This is a genomic window from Sphingosinicella terrae (genome assembly GCF_003347635.1).
GTDB lineage: Bacteria > Pseudomonadota > Alphaproteobacteria > Sphingomonadales > Sphingomonadaceae > Allosphingosinicella > Allosphingosinicella terrae.
In genome coordinates, this window is sequence record NZ_QDFY01000002.1 from 351946 (window position 1) to 368277 (window position 16332).

The window sequence follows — 16332 nt, forward strand, 5'->3', positions numbered from 1 at the left end:
TCCCACTCCCGAAATTTGCGTGATCCCGCGAGGCGACGGCGGCGCTCATCGGCGGCCGCAGCCGCCGCCGTCCGGCCAGCCCGTCCAGCCCGGCCCGCGAACCGCGCGGCCCGGCGTGGCGCCGGTATGGCGCCCTTCGGCGAGGACCTGGATACCGTTGACGAACACGTCGCTGACGCCGGTCGCGTAGCGATGCGGATCGGCATAGGTGGCGTGATCGGCGATCGTCGCGGGATCGAAGACCACGATGTCGGCATGCTGGCCGGGCGCGAGGCTGCCGCGGTCGCGCAGGCCGAGATTGGCGGCCGGCAGCGACGTCAGCCCCCTGATCGCCTGGGCGAGCGGCAGCGCCCGCTGCTCGCGCACATAATGTCCCAGCAGGCGCGCGAAATTGCCATAGGTGCGCGGATGGGCGGCGCTCTCGAGGGTCTCGCCCTCGGCCGCGGGCGCGCCCGCGTCGGATCCGAAGCTCATCCAGGGCAAAGCGGTCTGCCGGCGGACATTGTCTTCCGACATCATGAAGTAGATCGCGCCGATGCGGCTGTCCTCCAGCACGAGATCGATCGCCGTCTCCTCGACGCCGGTGCCGCGCATCGCCGCCACCTCGGCGAGGGTCTTGCCAACCAGCGGTCGCAGCGTCTCGTTGGCGACTTCGACCAGCAGCACGCCTTCGCCCCCGCCGGAGGCGCGAAGCAGATTTTCCCAGTCGCTTTCGGGCGCCCGCATCTCGGCGAGCAGGCGGGCCCGGATGGCGGGATCGCGCAGGCGCGCGAGGAAGGCCTCGCTCCCGCCGTCCTGCACCCAGGGCGGCATCACCGCGTCGAGCCCGGTTCCGCCGGCGGTGTAGTGATACATGTTGGCCGTGATCCGCAGCCCGGCCCGCCGCGCCGCTTCGATCTGGGCGACGATCTGCGGCAGCCGATCCCAGTTGCGGGTTCCGGCGAGCTTGAGATGATAGATTTCCGCCGGAACGTCGCCCTCTCGGGCGATGGTCACCACCTCGTCGATCGCTTCGCCGATATCGTCGGCTTCCGACCGCATGTGGCTGATGTACATGCCGCCGCAGCGGCCCGCCTCGCCGGCGAGCGCGGCCAGCTCCGGCGTCTCGGCATAATTGCCGGGCGCATAGATGAGCGCCGAGCCGACGCCGAGCGCGCCTTCCTCCATCGCCTGGCGGACGAGCGCGCGCATCCGGGCGAGCTGCTCCGGACTGGGATCGACATCGGCCTCGCCCAGCTCGTGGATCCGGATCGTGGTCGCGCCGACGAAGCTGGCGACATTGGGCGAGATGCCCCGGCGCTCGAGATGGTCGAGATACTCGCCGAGCGTCGTCCACGTGGCGGCGATGCCGTCGCCGCCTCGCTCGCGCAGCCGGACGCGCATCGCCTCGTTGATCGGACCCATCGTCCAGCCTTCGCCGAATACCTCGAGCGTCACCCCCTGGTGGAGGTCGGACATCGCCCGTCCGTCCTCGAGCAGCGATCGCGTCGCCCAGCTGAGCATGTTGATGAAGCCGGGAGCGACCGCCTTGCCGGCCGCTGAAATCTCCTGCCTTCCGGTCCCTTCGACGCGACCGACCGCGACGATCCGGTCGTCCTCGACGGCGACGTCGCCGACATAGGGCTCGCCGCCGGATCCGTCATAGACGGTGCCGCCGCGGATCACGATGTCGTAGGTGGGCGCGGGCGTCGTCGCCTGCGCCCCGGCCGATGCGAGCAGGGCCAGCATCAGCCAGGGCCGGCCGATCGCTCCCGTCCAGCGGCGCTTCACCGGCACGTCCCTCACTCGGCCGCGGCGACCGGCCGGAACACCAGGTCGTCATAATCGAAGCTGAAATCGGCGACCGGAGAGACCGCGCGCATCGTGATCCGCTCGGCCTTGCCGTCAGGCCCGAGCGCGAAGGTGACGTAGGCCGGCTCGACCCCGCGATCGTTGAAGCGCGTCCGGAAGGTGTCGTATTGCCAATGCTCGAGCGTCGCCGTGATCCCGGGCCAGTGCGGGAAGTCGACGGCGAGGGCGCCATTCTCCTCGCGGACGGTGATGGTTCCGAACCAGGCGTCGCGATAGGCGCCGGCATAGCCGGCGAGCGGCAGCGACGGCCCGGTCTGCGCCGGCTGCGCGGCGGGCGCGGCGAGCGCCGCGACGGCAGCGTCGCGCCTTGCCGCCAGGAAGTCGGTGAACGCCTGCGGCCAGTCCCGCCTCGGCGCAGCGAGATAATGATCGAGCAGCTCGAAGGTCAGGCCGGCCAGCAGGCCCGATTCCTCGCTGTTGGTCGCGATGTAGAAGCCGACATTGCGCTCCGGGATGAGCACGAGGCGGGTGATCGATCCGAACACCCCGCCGCCGTGCATGACGATGCGCTCGCCCCGATAATCGCGCACGTTCCAGCCGAGCGCATAGGTGTTGAACAAGGGCTGGGTCTCGCCGAGCGGCGCGGGAAGGGCGCCCGCCGGCATCAGCACGACAGGCCGGAACAGCTCGCGTGACGCCGCCTCGCTGAACAGGCGCGCCTCCCCGGGCAGATCGCCCTGGGCGAGCTGCAGGCGGATCCACCGCGCCATGTCGTTGGCGCTCGCGGCAATGCCGCCGGCCGGCGCGGCGACCTGGGGGACGACGACGTCGTCGGCCAGCCGCTCCATCGTGCCGAGGCCGCGAATGGCGCCGTCGAGCCGCGCGTGCGGGTGGGCATTGCCGCGGCGGTTGCCGCGCTCCGCATTGTCGACGGTCGCCCGCCGCATGCCCGCCGGGAGCAGCACGCGCTCGCGCATGAACCTTTCCCAGCTCATCCCGCTGACCCGCTCGATCAGCCGGCCGGCGACCATGTAGAGGATGTTGTCATAGGCATAGTCGCTGCGGAAGCTCGTCTCCGGCGGGATGTTCGCCAGCCGCTCGACGATCTCGGCCCGGGTCAGATTGCTGCGCGGCACGAACAAGAGGTCGCCGGCGCCGAGGCCGAGGCCGCTGCGATGGACGAGCAGGTCGCGTACCGTCATCTCGCGCGTCACCCAGGGATCGTGCATCCGGAATTCGGGCATGTGGTCGATCACCTTGTCGTCCCAGCCGATCCGTCCTTCGTCGACGAGAAGGGCGAGGGCGGTCGTGGTGAAGGCCTTGCTGACCGATCCGATGGCGAAATTGGTGTCGGCGGTGACCGGTGCGGGATTGGCGAGATCGGTGACGCCGAACCCGCGCGCCATCGTCACCTCGCCATTCTCGACGATGGCGACGGTGAAGCCGGGCGCGCCGGATCGCTCGCGCAGCGCTTCGACCCGCTCGGCGAAGCCTTCGGGCGGCGCCGCGGCCGCGGGCGTCGCCAGGACGATCAGGCACAGCAGGGCATGGCGAATGCGGCTCATGGCTTCCTCCTCCAGGCCGTGTGGCCCGCTATTTCTGGTGACTGCCGCGACGCGGCCGACGCGGCCGCGCAGGGAACGCGGCGACGGAGCGGCGTGATCGCGAAGTCTCGGTCGGTCACTTCCATCCCTCTGTCCGCTTGCCGTCGCCTAGCCGGCCGCCGGCTCGGTCGTGGGCGGGACGTTCCAGACGGTGCCGAGCAGCCGGCGGAAATTCCCGCCGAGGACGAGAGCGATATTGTCGTCGCTATGCCCGCGGCGGATCAGCTCCTCGGTCAGGTCGTAGACCTTGCGCGGATGATCGTAGCCGTCGCTGTCGATGCGATCGCGGAAGGCGTAGGCGGAGGTGTAGGCGCCCTTCAGCTGTTCGTACTGGTCGGGAGGCATGTCGTCATAGCCGTTGAGGTCGGCGTCGGAGCCGAGCCCGACATGCTCGATGCCGACCAGCCGGGCGACATGCTCGACATGGTCGACGACGTGGCCGAGATTGGTCGGCTCCTGGTCGCGCACGAACATGCGAACGCCGGTAATGCCCATCACCCCGCCCTTGGCGGCGAGCGCGCGGATCGCCTCGTCGCTCTTGTTGCGCGGGTGCGGCGCGATCGCCCGGCAATTGCTATGGGTGATCGCGATCGGCCCCGCCGAGAGCTCGATCGCGTCGAGCGTCGTGCGGTCGCCGCAATGCGACACGTCGACGAGCATGCCGACCCGGTTCATCGCCGCGACGATCTCGGCGCCGTAGCTGCTGACGCCGCCATCGGCCCGGTCGGTGCTGCCCGATCCGATGCGGTTCTGGCTGTTGTAGGTGAGCTGTGCGCAGCGCAGCCCGAAGCTGTGGAAGGTGGCGACGTCGTCCACGCGCTCGAACGGCGACGCGTTCTGCAGGCCCATGATCATCGCGATCCGCCGTTCGCGCTTCGCCCGGTCGAGATCCTCGGCGGTGTCGACGAGCCTGAACAGGTCGGGATGGCGGCCGGCAAAGCCCTGCTGGGCGGAGAGGAATTCGAGCGCGCTCTGCCGCGAGCCAACGCCCACCGCATTATGCATCGCGTTGAGGCCGGACGTCCGGAAATCGGCGATCTCGCGCTCGGAGAGCGGACGGGCGTGGCCGGCGGGGGTGAAATCGAGCCGCGGCACGGCCAGCATGTCGATGACGAGCGCCCGCTCGACCAGGGCCAGTGCCCGGGCGGAATAGGTCCGCTCGGTCGCGCCGGCCACGGCGTAGCGGCCGATATTGATCATCGGGAAGGCGAGCAGGCCGGCCGCGGCCGCCCCCTTCAGAAAGTGGCGCCGTCGGTGGCTCTCCAGCGTCAACCCATCCTCCCCGATCATGTTGTGCCTAGTAAGGACAATAGTATCCTGTTTAGAAAATTGTCAAACGAGTCTTCTGTCACCGGCCGCTGTGCAGCATCGGCTCCGCGGAGACGACCGGCGCCTCCTCGAGACGGCCGAGTACCCGCCGTGCGGGCCGATCGAGCGCGATCAGGATGGCGGCGGCGCAGGCCGCGATCGCGGCCAGCATCAGGAAGAAGGGCGCGGGCGCCATCCGGCTCCACAGCGTGCCGACCAGGCCGGCGGTGAGGCTGCCGGTGAAGATGGCGAAATACCAGGCCGCGACCGTGGTGGCGCCGAGCCGGGGCGGTGCCAGCCGGGCGAACAGGCCGAGACCGTTCGGCAGGATGTAGAGCTCGCCCAGGGTGAAGATCAGGAAGAAGACCGCCAGCCACAGCCAGTGCGCCTGGCTGCCGCCGGCGAGGGACGCGGCCAGCGCCAGCACCGCATAGGCGGCGGCGACGATGAGGGCGCCGATCGCCATCTTCTGCATCGGGCTGTGCTCGACGCCGCGCTCGGCCCGGCGCCGCCAGCGCGCGAGCAGGAACGGGGTCATCAGGATGACGAGGAGGGGATTGAGCGAGATGAACCAGGTCATCGGAATGTCGAAGCCGCCCGCGACCCGGTCGACGCCGTCGGCGGCGAAGAGGGCGACGGTGTTGCCGACCTGCTCGTAGGCGCCGCGGAAGACGGTGACGGCGAGGCCGACCGCGAGCAGCAGCAGCGCGACATCGGTTCGCCGCGCCGGGCGCGGCTCGCCCGGCGGCATCGCCGCCGCGCGCGCCTGCTCGGGCGGCAAATAGCGCGAACCGGCGAGGTAGATGACGAGGCCGGCGAGCATGCCGACGCCGGCGGCGCCGAAGCCCCAATGCCAGCCGTAAAGCTCGCCCAGCGTGCCGCAGACCAAGGGGGCGAGGAAGCCGCCCACGTTCACGCCGACATAATAGACGTTATAGGCCCAGGGCCGTCGCGGATCGCCGGCGGAATAGAGGTCGTTGATCTGGCTCGGCAGCGTCGGCAGGAACAGGCCGTTGCCGATCGCGATCGTCGCCAGCGCGACGTAGAAAGCCGGCTCGAACGCCATCAGGAAATGCCCCGCCGCCATGGTCGCGGCGCCGATCGTCACCGCCCGGCGCTTGCCGAGCCAGCGGTCGGCGACCGTCCCGCCGATGATCGGGGTGAAATAGGCGAAGGCGGTATAGGCGCCGTAGATCAGCGAGGAGGTCTCCTGGCCGAGCAGCAGGCTGCGGGTCATGTAATAGACGAGCAGCGCCCGCATGCCGTAATAGGAGAAGGTCTCCCACATGTTCGTCAGGAACAGGATGGTGAGGCCGCGTGGCTGGCCGAACCAGGTCGGCTCCGCGGCGCTGGCAGGCGTCATTCGGCGGCCATGGCGGTGCCGCCGCCCCACACTTCGGGGCCGACGAAGATCTCGCCCTCCGCATAATGAGCGGCCGGGCTTCGATCCTCCGCCAGGAAGGTCGGGCCGTCGAGATCGACATAGTCGCAAAGCTGACCGACCAGGAAAGCGGGCGCCATGGCGAGGCTGGTGCCGACCATGTTGCCAACCATCACTTCGAAGCCGAGCCGGCGCGCCTCGGCCGCCATCATCAGCCCCTCGGTCAGCCCGCCGCATTTGTCGAGCTTGATGTTGATGACGTCGAACCGGCCGACCAGGCCGGGCAGGTCGGCGAGCGTCAGCGCGCTTTCGTCGGCGGCGATCGGGATGGCCGATCGGAAACCCTCGAGCTCGGCCTCGGCGCCGCGGGCGAGCGGCTGCTCGAGCAGCGAGATGCGAAATGCGACCAGTCCCTCGACCAGCAGCGGAAGGTCGGCGCGCGCGAAGCCCTGATTGGCATCGACCCCGATCCACGCCTCGGGAAGCGCCTCGCGGACCGCGCTCACCCGATCGAGGTCGAGCTCGATCTCGCCGGTGAGCTTGATCTTGATCGCCTTCGCCCCTTCATGAGCGACGGCGGCGCGCGCCATCCGCTCGGGATCGTCCGCGCCGAGCGTGAACGTGGTCACCAGCGGCCTCGGCCCATCCAGGCCGGCCAGCATCCAGGCGGCCCGCCCCGATCGGGCGGCCTCGAGATCCCACAAGGCGCAGTCGACCGCGTTGCGGGCGCCCCCCGGCGGCATCGCCTGCCGCAGCGCCTCGCGGCCGATCCCCGCCTCGATCGCCTCGCGATGCGCCTCGATCTCGACCAGCATATGCTCCAGATCGTCGCCGAGATAATAGACGCCGGACGCCTCGCCGCGACCCTGGTGCGGGCCCTCGGTCAGGGTGACGAGGATCGCGTCGGTCGCCTCGAACACATAGCCGGAGATGCGGAAGGGGGCGGCGAGGCGGAGCTTCTCCGCCCGCACGTCCAGCGATCGGCGCGGCATCAGTAATTGGCGCCGAAGTCGAGCATGTTGAAGCCGAAGCCGACCCAGATCACGATGACCGCGGCGAGCAGCAGCGCCACGCTCCAGGCCTTGGCCTTCCAGCCGCGCTTGGAGCGCCACACCCGCCACAGGTTCCACGCCATCGCCGCCAGTCCGCCGAAGAAGGCGATCCAGGTGATGATCTGGAGCAGGATGATCACCACATCGGCGCCGGACGAGAGATTGACCAGGTCGCCCATCAGCATCGCGATCAGGGCGAGCCAGCCGACCACGGCGAGCAGCATCGCCCAGGCGCCGATCCGGCTGGCGCGATAGGCGCGCAGGTCGCTCCTCTCCAGCGCCAGCGTCGAGCCGAAGCGGCGTCGGACGAGCGCCCGGACCGGCCAGAACAAGGCGGTGAGGAACAGGATGAGCAGGCTGGCGATGAGCGCCGGCATCAGCCAGGCGGTGTCCATGTGCCACGGCACGCGATCGAGCACGATGATCGGGGCGATGCCGCCGATGCTCCAGCGGACGACGCGGCCGTCCTCGACCACGGCGGCGAGCCGCTCGTGGCTGTTGAGGTCCTGCCAGACGAACGGCTCGACCTCGACCCACTGTCGCGGCTGGCCGTTGAGGCCGTTGAAGATCGGCGCGACCAGCTGGCCGTCGCCGTCCACCCCGACCTTCACCTGGCCGAGCAGCTCGACGATGCGCAGGAAGTTGGAGAAGGAGCCCCGCGACGTCCGCCAAGTGCCGGCCATCATGCGCGCATGCTCGGCCGCCGTTTCGGCAGCGACGCGGCGGGTGTCGACGGGCGCCGGGAAATAGCGATTGGCGAACTGCTCGAAAATGGCTGATCGCAGATTGCCGACGGCGCCGTCGCGCCCGCTGCTGTTGAACGAGACGTAGAGGCCGACATTGTCGTCCATGAACAGGTGCAGGTAGGAGTGGAAGGCGATCGTGTCGCCGCCATGGGCGATGACCCGGCGGCCGTTGATGTTGGTCTCGTAGAAGCCGAGCAGCATCCGGTTGAGCGGCCCGATGCCGTTTGCGGCGGTGGTGTGCATCATCCGCGCCGTCTCCGGACGCAGGAGGCCGGCGCCGTTGTTCAGATGGGCGACCATGAAGCGTGCCATGTCGGTTCCGGTTGCCGACAGGGATCCGGCGGGGCGGGGTCCGACATGCTCGAACGGCACCACCTCGCCCGAGGCGCGGCCATAGCCGGTCGCCATCATCGGCTGCAGCCGCGCGGGCAGCGGCTGGGCGAAGGACGAGTTCGCCATGCCGAGAGGCTGGAAGATATGCCGCTCGATATAGGTGTCGAACGGCTCGCCCGAGACCCGCTCGACGATATAGCCGGCGAGGCTGGTCGCGTAGTTGGAATAAGCCGGGGTCTCGCCCGCCGGGTAGACGCGCTCGGGCGTCCAGCGCTTGAGCAGGTCGACATAGTCGATGACCCCCTCGTCGCTGGTCGAGATGATGTCCTTGACCTGCTCCTCGAAGCCGGGGCGATGGGTCATCAGGTTGCGCATCGTCAGCGGCTGGCCGTCGCGTGCGGGAATTTCGAAGTCGAGATAGCGGTTGATGTCGGCGTCGAGATCGATCCGGCCCTGCTCGACCAGTTGCATCACCGCGGTCCAGGTGAACAGCTTCGAGATGGAGCCGGGCCGGAACAGGGTCCGGGCGGGATCGACCGGGCGGCGCTCCTCGACATTGGCATAGCCGAACCCGCGCTGAGTGACGATCTGGCCGTCGCGGACCACCACCACGACGCCGCCGGCAATGTCGCCGGTTCCGAGCGCGTAGGGAAGGAAGCCGTCCAGCCAGGCGTCGACATCCTCGCGGGTGAGCGCGCGGGCGCCTTCGGCGCGGGCGATCTCGGTGGGGGTCGGCTGGGCACCCTCGACCCGCTCCTCCGTCACCGGCGGCGTCAGCGGCGTGCGCTGGGCGGCTGTGGCGAATCCGACGAGGGCGAGCGCCCCGGCGATGAGGAATTTGTAAGGTCGCATTCGGCCCCTCCCGTTTTGCGGCTTCGTTGCTTCGCGCCCTCGCTGCGGCTAAGGTTGAAGGCGTAGAGGCAACGTTAGCTTGTTCAGGACATAATGTCCTAAACGGAAAAATTGTCAAACGCAGGATCATCGATGGCACGTTCGGACACAGGCGCGCACCAACCGACACTGGGCAAGCTGCTGCGCGGCCTGCGCTCTCGCAATGGCTGGACGCTCAAGGAGATGAGCGACCGCAGCGGGATCCCGGTGTCGACCCTGTCCAAGGTCGAGCATGACCGGCTGACCTTGACTTACGACAAGCTCCAGCAGCTGAGCCAGCGTCTCGGCCTGCGCATGTCCGAATTGTTCGCCGAGGCGCCCGACGCGCCCGAATCGGTGGTCACCGCCCGGCGCAGCATCGGCAGGGTCGATCGGGCGATCCAGGTGACGACCCCCAATTACGACTATCACTATCTCTGCCCGGAGCTCAGGCGGAAGCGGATGATCCCGGTGATCACCAATATCCGCGCCAAGACCGCGGAGGAGTTCGGCGACCTGGTTCGGCACTCGGGCGAGGAATACATCTTCGTCCTCGACGGCCGGATCGTCGTCCACACCGAATTCTACGAGCCCGTGCTGCTCGAGAAGGGCGAATCGATCTACATCGATTCGCAGATGGGCCACGCTTATGTCGTCGCCGAAGGCTGCGAGGAGGCCACCGTCTTGGGCGTCTGCTCGAGCGCGGACGAGGGGCTGATGAGCTCGCTGATGAGCCTGCACGGCACCGAGAGCCATGGCGAGGGCGAGATCAGGATGCCGGCCAATTCCGAGCTCGGCCTTGCCGGCGAGGTTCCGCGCCGGTTCGAGCGCAAGCGCCGCGCCGGCGCCGCCTGACGCCTCCGCGGGCGCGCGGAAGTCGAACCCCGATGGGCGCGCCGCCCGCCCGCGTCAGGCGCGGCGAAGCTCCGGCCCGATCGTGACCAGCATCTCGCCGGCGGCAGCGGCCAGCAAGGGGCGAGCAGCGGCCGCTTCTGGGCCTCGAGCGGCAGGCTGGTGCCGCGCACGGGCAGGTCCTGGCCGCCGTCGACGGCCCCCGGGCCGCGGCTCGTTGAGGATTGGCGGCAGGCGGGGCGGGTGGTCCATGGCGAACCGAAGGGCGCCTGCGTTGTTCCGTCCCTGACGGAAAGGAGGTCGCGATGATCGACCATATGGGATTCCGGGTGCGGGACCTCGCCGCGGCGAGGCGCTTCTACGAGGCCGTCGCCGCGGCGATCGGCCTGGAGGTGATCGACAATGGCGAAGGCTCGTTCCTGATCGGGCGCAGCGCCGCCGAGCCGCTGCCCTTCATCTGGGTCGGCACCGACCAGCCCGCTTTCTGGACCGCTGCGCACGGCATCTCGGCCAGCCCGATCCACGTCGGCTTCGCCGCGCCGGACAAAGCGGCGGTCGACGCCTTCCACCGGGCCGGCCTCGCCGCCGGCGGCCGCGACAATGGCGGGCCCGGCCCGCGCGGGCCGGAGGCGATGGGCTATTACGGCGCCTATCTGCTCGATCCCGACGGCAACAATATCGAGGCGGGCTGGCGCGACCCAGAGGCGGCCAGTCGCGCCAACGCCGAGCGGGGTTGAGCCGTCCGCCGCCGAGGCGCAGAGTCCCGGGATGCTCGCCGGAGATTTCGACCTGGATGCCAATGCGCGGCTGAGCGCGCGCGGCCTCGCCGAGCTCCAGCTCGAGCGGCTCAGGCAGACGCTCGTCCGGGCGCGCGGCAATCCTTTCTATCGCACGGCCTTTGCCCAGGCCGGGCTGGAGCCCGAGCGGCTGGACAGCCTGGAGGCGCTGGCCGGCTATCCGTTCACCGTGAAGGACGATCTCCGGGCGGGCTATCCCTACGGCTTCCTCGCGGTGCCGCGGGAAAAGGTGGCGCGCCTGCACGCCTCCTCGGGCACGACCGGCCAGCCCACCATCGTCGGCTATACCGGCGAGGACATCGCCACCTGGGCGGGGCTGGTCGCGCGATCGATCAAGGCCGCGGGCGGAGCGCCGGGGATGATCGTCCAGGTCGCCTACGGCTATGGCCTGTTCACCGGCGGCCTCGGCGCCCATTACGGCGCGGAGGCGCTCGGTTGCACCGTCATCCCGATGTCCGGCGGCCAGACCGAGAAGCAGGTCCAGATGATCGAGGACCTCCGCCCCGACATCCTCATGGTGACGCCGAGCTATGCGCTGAGCCTGCTCGACGCGCTGCGCGCCCGCGGCATCGATCCGGCCGGGACCAGCCTGCGCATCGGCATTTTCGGCGCCGAGCCGTGGACGGAGGCGATGCGCGCGGAGATCGAAGGCGCCTTCGGCCTTCGTGCGGTCGACATTTACGGCCTGTCGGAAGTGATGGGTCCGGGCGTGGCCCAGGAATATGGCGACACCCAGGACGGACTGACGCTCTGGGAGGATCATTTCTACCCCGAGATCGTCGATCCCGAGACCGGCGAACCGCTGCCGGCCGGTTGCGAGGGGGAGCTCGTCCTGACGTCGCTGACACGCCAGGCGATGCCGGTGATCCGCTATCGGACCCGCGACCTCACCCGTCTGCTCCCCGGCACCCACGGTCCGATGCGGCGCATGGCGCGGATCGGCGGCCGCTCCGACGACATGATGATCGTCCGCGGCGTCAACGTCTTTCCCAGTCAGATCGAGGCCGAGATCCTGAAGTGCCGGGCGCTGGCGCCCCATTTCCTCATCGAGCTGAGCCGGCCGGGCCGTCTCGACGAGGTGCGCTTGCGGGTCGAGGCCCGCGACGGCTGCGGCGAGGCGGAGCGCGCGGCGGCGGCGCGTGAGCTCGCCGGTCACGTGAAGGGCTGCGTCGGCATCTCGGTCTCGGTCCAGGTCGGCGATCCGGGGACGATCGAGCGCTCGACCGGCAAGGCGAAGCGCGTCGACGACCGTCGCGGCGAGTAAGGCGGCGGTGGGCGCCGCCATGACCTACGATCCGATCAACCGGCTGAAGCCGGTGACCGAGAATGTCTGGATCGTCGACGGACCGGTCATCCGCTTCGGCCTGCCCTGGCCGAAGATGCCGTTTCCGACCCGAATGACCCTGCTTCGGCTCGATGGCGGCCTCTTCGTCCATTCGCCGACTCCGCTCGTCGATTCCCTGCGCCGCGAGGTGGAGGCGATCGGGCCGGTCCGCTGGATCGTCGGCCCGAGCCCGATCCATTACTGGTGGATCGCCCAATGGCAGGCGGCGTTTCCCGAGGCCGAGGTGCATGTCGCGCCGGGAACGCCGCGCCGCGCCGGCGACCGGCTGCCCGCCTGCCGCGTCATCGACGGAGCGGACGGCCACGGCTGGGACGAGGAGGTCGCGACCCTGCCGGTTCGAAGCCGCACCTTTACCGAGGTGGAATTCTTCCACCGGCCCTCGCGAACTTTGATCCTCACCGATCTCATCGAGAATTTCGAGGCGGCGCGGCTCGGCTCCTGGTGGATGAGGCTGCTCACCCGGATCGGCGGCGTCCGCGATCCGGACGGGCGGATGCCGCGCGACATGCGCCTGACCTTCGTCGGCCGCAAGGCCGAGCTGCGCGCGGCCGTGGACAGGATGATCGGCTGGGACCCCGAGCGAATCATCCTGGCGCACGGTCGCTGGTACGACCGCAACGGCCGGGACGAGCTCGAGCGCGCCTTTGACTGGCTGAATCGCTGATCCGCGCCTTGCGGGTTGGCGCCGGCGGTGCCGTCATCGATTTGGGAGCGGCACCTTTCCGCGCAGTCGCCGCCGCTCCCGCTTTTGTCGGAGGAGTCGCATGCAATCGGGTTGGCGGCTGATGGCGCTGCTGACGGCGACCCTCGGCCTTGGTCTCTCGCTCGTGCAGTCCGCCGGGCTGCCGGAACGGCTGGACTGGGCGCCGGCACTCTGGCTCTCGGCGACGGGCCACGGCCGCCACTATGTCGGCGCCGGGCCGCTCGCCGCTCTGCTCGACGTCGCGCCGATCCTCGCCTGCGCGGTGCTCGCCCGCCTCCAGCGCGACCTTCCCGGCTTCGTCTGGACGGCTGCGGCCGCGGGGCTGTTCGCGGCCAGCCTCGTCGCCTGGACTTTGCTCGTCCTGCCGATGATCGAGCTCATGGCCGGCTGGCCGGTCAGCGGTCCGCCGTCCGATTTTCCGCTGGTGCGGGACCAGTGGGAAACCGGTCACGCCGCGATGGCGGCCCTCAAGCTCGCGGGGTTCGCGGCTCTGGCCTGGGGCCAGGTCGTGGCGCGCCGGCCGGCACGCGAAACCGGCCTGGCGGAGACGCCGCGCCGACGGCTCCACTTGCCTTCGGACAGGATCTTCCGATAGCTGCCGCTTCGCGAGCGAGCATCCGACGCACGCGACATTGTGTCGAGGGAGATGGATGATGATTCGCCGCTATGCCGCGCTGCTGCTCGTGACCGCCACGCTCGCGCTCGCCGCCTGCAATACCGTCCGCGGCGTCGGCCAGGACCTCGAATCGGCGGCCGACGCCGTCGATCAGGAGACCTGACCCTATTTGCGGTCCAGCCGCGCCAGCAGCGCGGAGAAGGCATCGAGCGCTCGCATCGTGCCCGTGACCGGAAAGGCGGATCGGAGGGCCCCTCCGATCGCTGCCAGTGGATTGGGCGGCGGCACCATCACGCAGCGCCAATCACGTCTCTGTTCCATCACCATCCTGCGGCTCCAAGCCGAATATTTGCTTAGTGCATTCAAACTGTTGGACTGTGCTTGGGTTCCGGCGGCGGTAACTTGCCCGGTCCGCGTGCGGGCGCTGTCCGTGGCCCGGGATCGGCAGGTTGCCGCGTCGGCCTTGAGATGGTCTGCCCGTATCCCCATCTCGCGAACATGCGATCACCCGGCCCCAGCGAACGTTTCCGGCTGCACGGGAGCAGCCTCATGGCACGAACGCGGCCCTCGGCGGGCGCCTGACGGCGCCACCGGGGGATCCTAACCGCCCGCCGCAAGCCTCGACGGCGCATCGCGGGCAAGTCCGTCGAACCAGTATTGAATGCCGGCTGGGCCGGCCGGAGCGCGCCATGTCCTTCATCCTCAGCGATCAGAACCGCAAGCATATCGCCTTCTCGCTGCCCCTGATCCGGTCTCGCAAGGAGCCGCTGGTGGAGGCGATGGAGATCAGGCTGCAGGCCGCCCGGGAGCGCGACGAGGATCCCGGCCAATCGGCGATCACCGCCATGGTGCTCGTCGACCTCTTGCTCCGGCAGGCAGGCCATCTGGTCGAGACCGGGCGGCTGGGCGACCTGTCCGATACGCGGGTCCTCCACCAGGCGGTCGACATCGCCGGCCGCCATTATTCCCGCTTCGGCGATGCTCTGGTCGCCATCCTCACCGACGTGCTCGGGCCGACGCTCCCGCGCGAGGTCTCCGCCGCCTGGTGCGATCTGTTCTGGGCCGTCATCCGCGAGGTCACCGCCGATACGATCGACGCCTGAGGGTTCACGCGGCCTTTGCCGGCCGCGCCCAGGCGGAGGTGCTCGATCCGGTCATGATGAATGCCCAGCCTTCGAACAGCAGAGCGATGCCCAGGATCGTGCCCGGCGCGAAATAGCCGGCGATCGGCATTCTCAGGATCAGCCAGATTCCGGCCGCGATCGCGATCAGGCCGGAGAGGACGAGCCAGCCCCAGGTCCGGCTCTGCCGCATCTTCATGCCCATGACGATCTCCCCCAGCCCCTGGGTCACCAGCAGCGCGGACAGGAGCAGGGTCAGGATCATCGCCGCCGATCGCGGGTCGAGCCAGAAGACGAGGCCGCAGGCGAGATAGAGCGCGCCGAGCAGGAGGTTGAGGATCCGATCCCAGCCGCTTCGGCCGAAGCCGTAGACCATTTGCGAGACGCCGCTGAAGGCGAGCGCGACGCCGATCACGACGGTCAGCGCCAGCGTCGAGAGGACGGGCATCAGGATGGCGAAGGTGCCGCTGAGGATGAAGACGATCCCGAGCAGGAAGCTGCTCGCCGTTCGCTTCGTCTCCGGCGGCAAGGGGGCTGCGCGGACGTCGGTCATGGTCACTCCTCCATCGGGTCGCGGGAGATCGGACAGGTCATGCAATGGCCGCCGCCGCGGCCGCGGCCGAGCTCTGCGCCGGCGATCGGAATGACCTCGATCCCGGCATTGCGCAGCTGGCCGTTCGTGTAGGTGTTGCGATCGTAGGCGAAGACCACGCCCGGCGAGGCGCAGACGAGATTGGCGCCGCTGTCCCATTGCGTGCGCTCGCGCATATAGGCGTTGCCGCCCGTCTCGACGACGCGCATCCGGCCGACGCCGAGCGCCTCGGCGACGGTGTCGACCAGCGAGCCTTCGTCGCGGCTGAGCGCGACCGAACCCGCTCGGTTTCCGGGCCGGTAGGAGAAGACCTGGATCTTCTCGACGATGTCGGGGAAGATGAGGACGCAGTCGCGATCCGCGAAGGTGAAGACGGTGTCGAGATGCATCGCCGCCCGCAATTTGGGCATGGCGGCGACGATCACCCGTTCGGCGGCACCCTGGTCGAACAAGGCGGCGGCGAGCTGGCTGATCGCCTGGCGCGAGGTGCGCTCGCTCATCCCGACCAGGACATTGCCCTTGCCGATCGGCATCACGTCCCCGCCTTCGAGCGTCGCCATGCCGTGATGCCGGAGCGGATCGCCCCACCAGACCTTCACCCTTCCGGCGAAATCGGGATGGAATCGGTAGATGGCTGCGGCGAGGATCGTTTCCTCGTGCCGGGCCGGCCAGAAGAGCGGGTTGAGGGTGACGCCGCCATAGATCCAGCAGGTGGTGTCGCGCGTGTAGAGCGTGTTCGGCAATGGCGGCAGCAGATATTCGGTGGCGCCCGCGGCCTCGTGGACGAGTTGGAGCGTGTCGCCGCCGATCTGCTCCGGGAACTCCTCGGTCGAAAGGCCGCCGATCAGCGTCTCCGCCAGCGCGCGCGCCGGCAGCGCGTCGAGATAGGCGCGCAGCATGTCGACCAGGTCGAGGCCGACCTCGTCCGCCACCACTTCATTGTCCAGGATCCACGCCCGCGCCTCCGGTATCTCGAGCGTCTCCGTAAGGAGGTCGTGCATCTCGACGACGTCGATGCCTTGGCCGCGCATCTCCTCGACGAAGTCGCGATGGTCGCGCTGCGCGGCCTCGACCCACAGCACGTCGTCGAACAGCAGGGCGTCGCAATTGCTCGGGGTCAGCCGCATATGGGCGCGCCCGGGCGCGCAGACCATCACCTTGCGCAGCTTCCCTACTTCCGAATGCACGCCATATTCGGCTTGGCTCATGACGCGGCTCCCG

Annotated in this window: 16 protein-coding genes; 7 read left to right on the plus strand and 9 right to left on the minus strand. The window is 69.3% G+C overall.

All coding sequences use genetic code 11. The features are described from left to right. Window positions 1-45 precede the first annotated feature (45 nt). The 6 genes from DDE10_RS07180 to DDE10_RS07205 all read right to left on the minus strand — a co-directional run bounded on the left by DDE10_RS07180 (window position 46) and on the right by DDE10_RS07205 (window position 9067). Entirely contained in the window at window positions 46-1770 is a 1725-nt protein-coding gene (locus tag DDE10_RS07180; RefSeq protein ID WP_284734490.1) for an N-acyl-D-amino-acid deacylase family protein, read from the minus strand. A gap of 11 nt (window positions 1771-1781) precedes the next feature. Then, window positions 1782-3356 (minus strand): serine hydrolase, encoded by a 1575-nt coding sequence (locus tag DDE10_RS07185; protein WP_114952055.1) that lies wholly within the window; start codon window positions 3354-3356, stop codon window positions 1782-1784. 147 nt (window positions 3357-3503) lie between these two features. After that, the gene (locus DDE10_RS07190; protein ID WP_284734491.1) at window positions 3504-4667 is read right to left on the minus strand and encodes a dipeptidase; all 1164 of its coding nucleotides are present in this window, start codon (window positions 4665-4667) and stop codon (window positions 3504-3506) included. Between the two features lie 76 nt (window positions 4668-4743). Beyond that, window positions 4744-6066 carry a peptide MFS transporter gene (locus DDE10_RS07195; protein WP_114952297.1) on the minus strand — a complete coding sequence of 441 codons (1323 nt, stop codon included), beginning with the start codon at window positions 6064-6066 and terminating at the stop codon, window positions 4744-4746. Beyond that, window positions 6063-7076 (minus strand): dipeptide epimerase, encoded by a 1014-nt coding sequence (locus tag DDE10_RS07200; protein ID WP_114952057.1) that lies wholly within the window; start codon window positions 7074-7076, stop codon window positions 6063-6065. Before DDE10_RS07200 ends, DDE10_RS07195 begins: the two co-directional genes overlap by 4 nt. Continuing rightward, window positions 7076-9067, minus strand: coding sequence for a serine hydrolase domain-containing protein (locus DDE10_RS07205; RefSeq protein ID WP_114952058.1), 1992 nt, complete (start codon window positions 9065-9067; stop codon window positions 7076-7078). The genes DDE10_RS07200 and DDE10_RS07205 overlap by 1 nt, the downstream gene beginning before the upstream one ends. Window positions 9068-9199: 132 nt before the next feature. Here DDE10_RS07205 and DDE10_RS07210 point away from each other — a divergent pair, with 132 nt between their 5' ends. The 6 genes from DDE10_RS07210 (at window position 9200) to DDE10_RS07235 (ending at window position 13561) form a co-directional block, all read left to right on the plus strand. Continuing rightward, window positions 9200-9940, plus strand: coding sequence for a helix-turn-helix domain-containing protein (locus tag DDE10_RS07210; protein ID WP_114952059.1), 741 nt, complete (start codon window positions 9200-9202; stop codon window positions 9938-9940). A 302-nt stretch (window positions 9941-10242) separates the two neighbouring features. Further along, the gene (locus tag DDE10_RS07215; protein ID WP_114952060.1) at window positions 10243-10674 is read left to right on the plus strand and encodes a VOC family protein; all 432 of its coding nucleotides are present in this window, start codon (window positions 10243-10245) and stop codon (window positions 10672-10674) included. Between the two features lie 31 nt (window positions 10675-10705). Further along, window positions 10706-11998: an AMP-binding protein gene (locus DDE10_RS07220; RefSeq protein ID WP_114952061.1), complete on the plus strand. Its 1293-nt coding sequence runs from the start codon at window positions 10706-10708 to the stop codon at window positions 11996-11998. A 19-nt stretch (window positions 11999-12017) separates the two neighbouring features. Next, window positions 12018-12743, plus strand: coding sequence for a DUF4336 domain-containing protein (locus DDE10_RS07225; protein ID WP_114952298.1), 726 nt, complete (start codon window positions 12018-12020; stop codon window positions 12741-12743). 100 nt (window positions 12744-12843) lie between these two features. After that, the gene (locus DDE10_RS07230) at window positions 12844-13377 is read left to right on the plus strand and encodes a DUF1772 domain-containing protein (RefSeq protein ID WP_114952062.1); all 534 of its coding nucleotides are present in this window, start codon (window positions 12844-12846) and stop codon (window positions 13375-13377) included. 55 nt (window positions 13378-13432) lie between these two features. Then, window positions 13433-13561, plus strand: coding sequence for a hypothetical protein (locus DDE10_RS07235; protein ID WP_284734492.1), 129 nt, complete (start codon window positions 13433-13435; stop codon window positions 13559-13561). A 2-nt stretch (window positions 13562-13563) separates the two neighbouring features. On the opposite strand, the gene DDE10_RS23365 is transcribed toward DDE10_RS07235, so the two are convergent. Continuing rightward, on the minus strand, window positions 13564-13719 hold the full coding sequence (locus tag DDE10_RS23365; protein WP_162806411.1) for a hypothetical protein: 156 nt from the start codon (window positions 13717-13719) through the stop codon (window positions 13564-13566). A gap of 368 nt (window positions 13720-14087) precedes the next feature. Between DDE10_RS23365 and DDE10_RS07240 the strand changes: the two genes are divergently transcribed. Continuing rightward, the gene (locus DDE10_RS07240; protein ID WP_114952063.1) at window positions 14088-14501 is read left to right on the plus strand and encodes a globin family protein; all 414 of its coding nucleotides are present in this window, start codon (window positions 14088-14090) and stop codon (window positions 14499-14501) included. 4 nt (window positions 14502-14505) lie between these two features. Here DDE10_RS07240 and DDE10_RS07245 read toward each other — a convergent pair whose 3' ends face one another. Together DDE10_RS07245 and DDE10_RS07250 are read right to left on the minus strand one after the other, a co-directional pair. Next, on the minus strand, window positions 14506-15072 hold the full coding sequence (locus DDE10_RS07245; protein ID WP_114952064.1) for an HdeD family acid-resistance protein: 567 nt from the start codon (window positions 15070-15072) through the stop codon (window positions 14506-14508). Between the two features lie 2 nt (window positions 15073-15074). Then, window positions 15075-16319: an arginine deiminase gene (locus tag DDE10_RS07250; protein WP_114952065.1), complete on the minus strand. Its 1245-nt coding sequence runs from the start codon at window positions 16317-16319 to the stop codon at window positions 15075-15077. Between the last annotated feature and the right edge of the window lie 13 nt (window positions 16320-16332).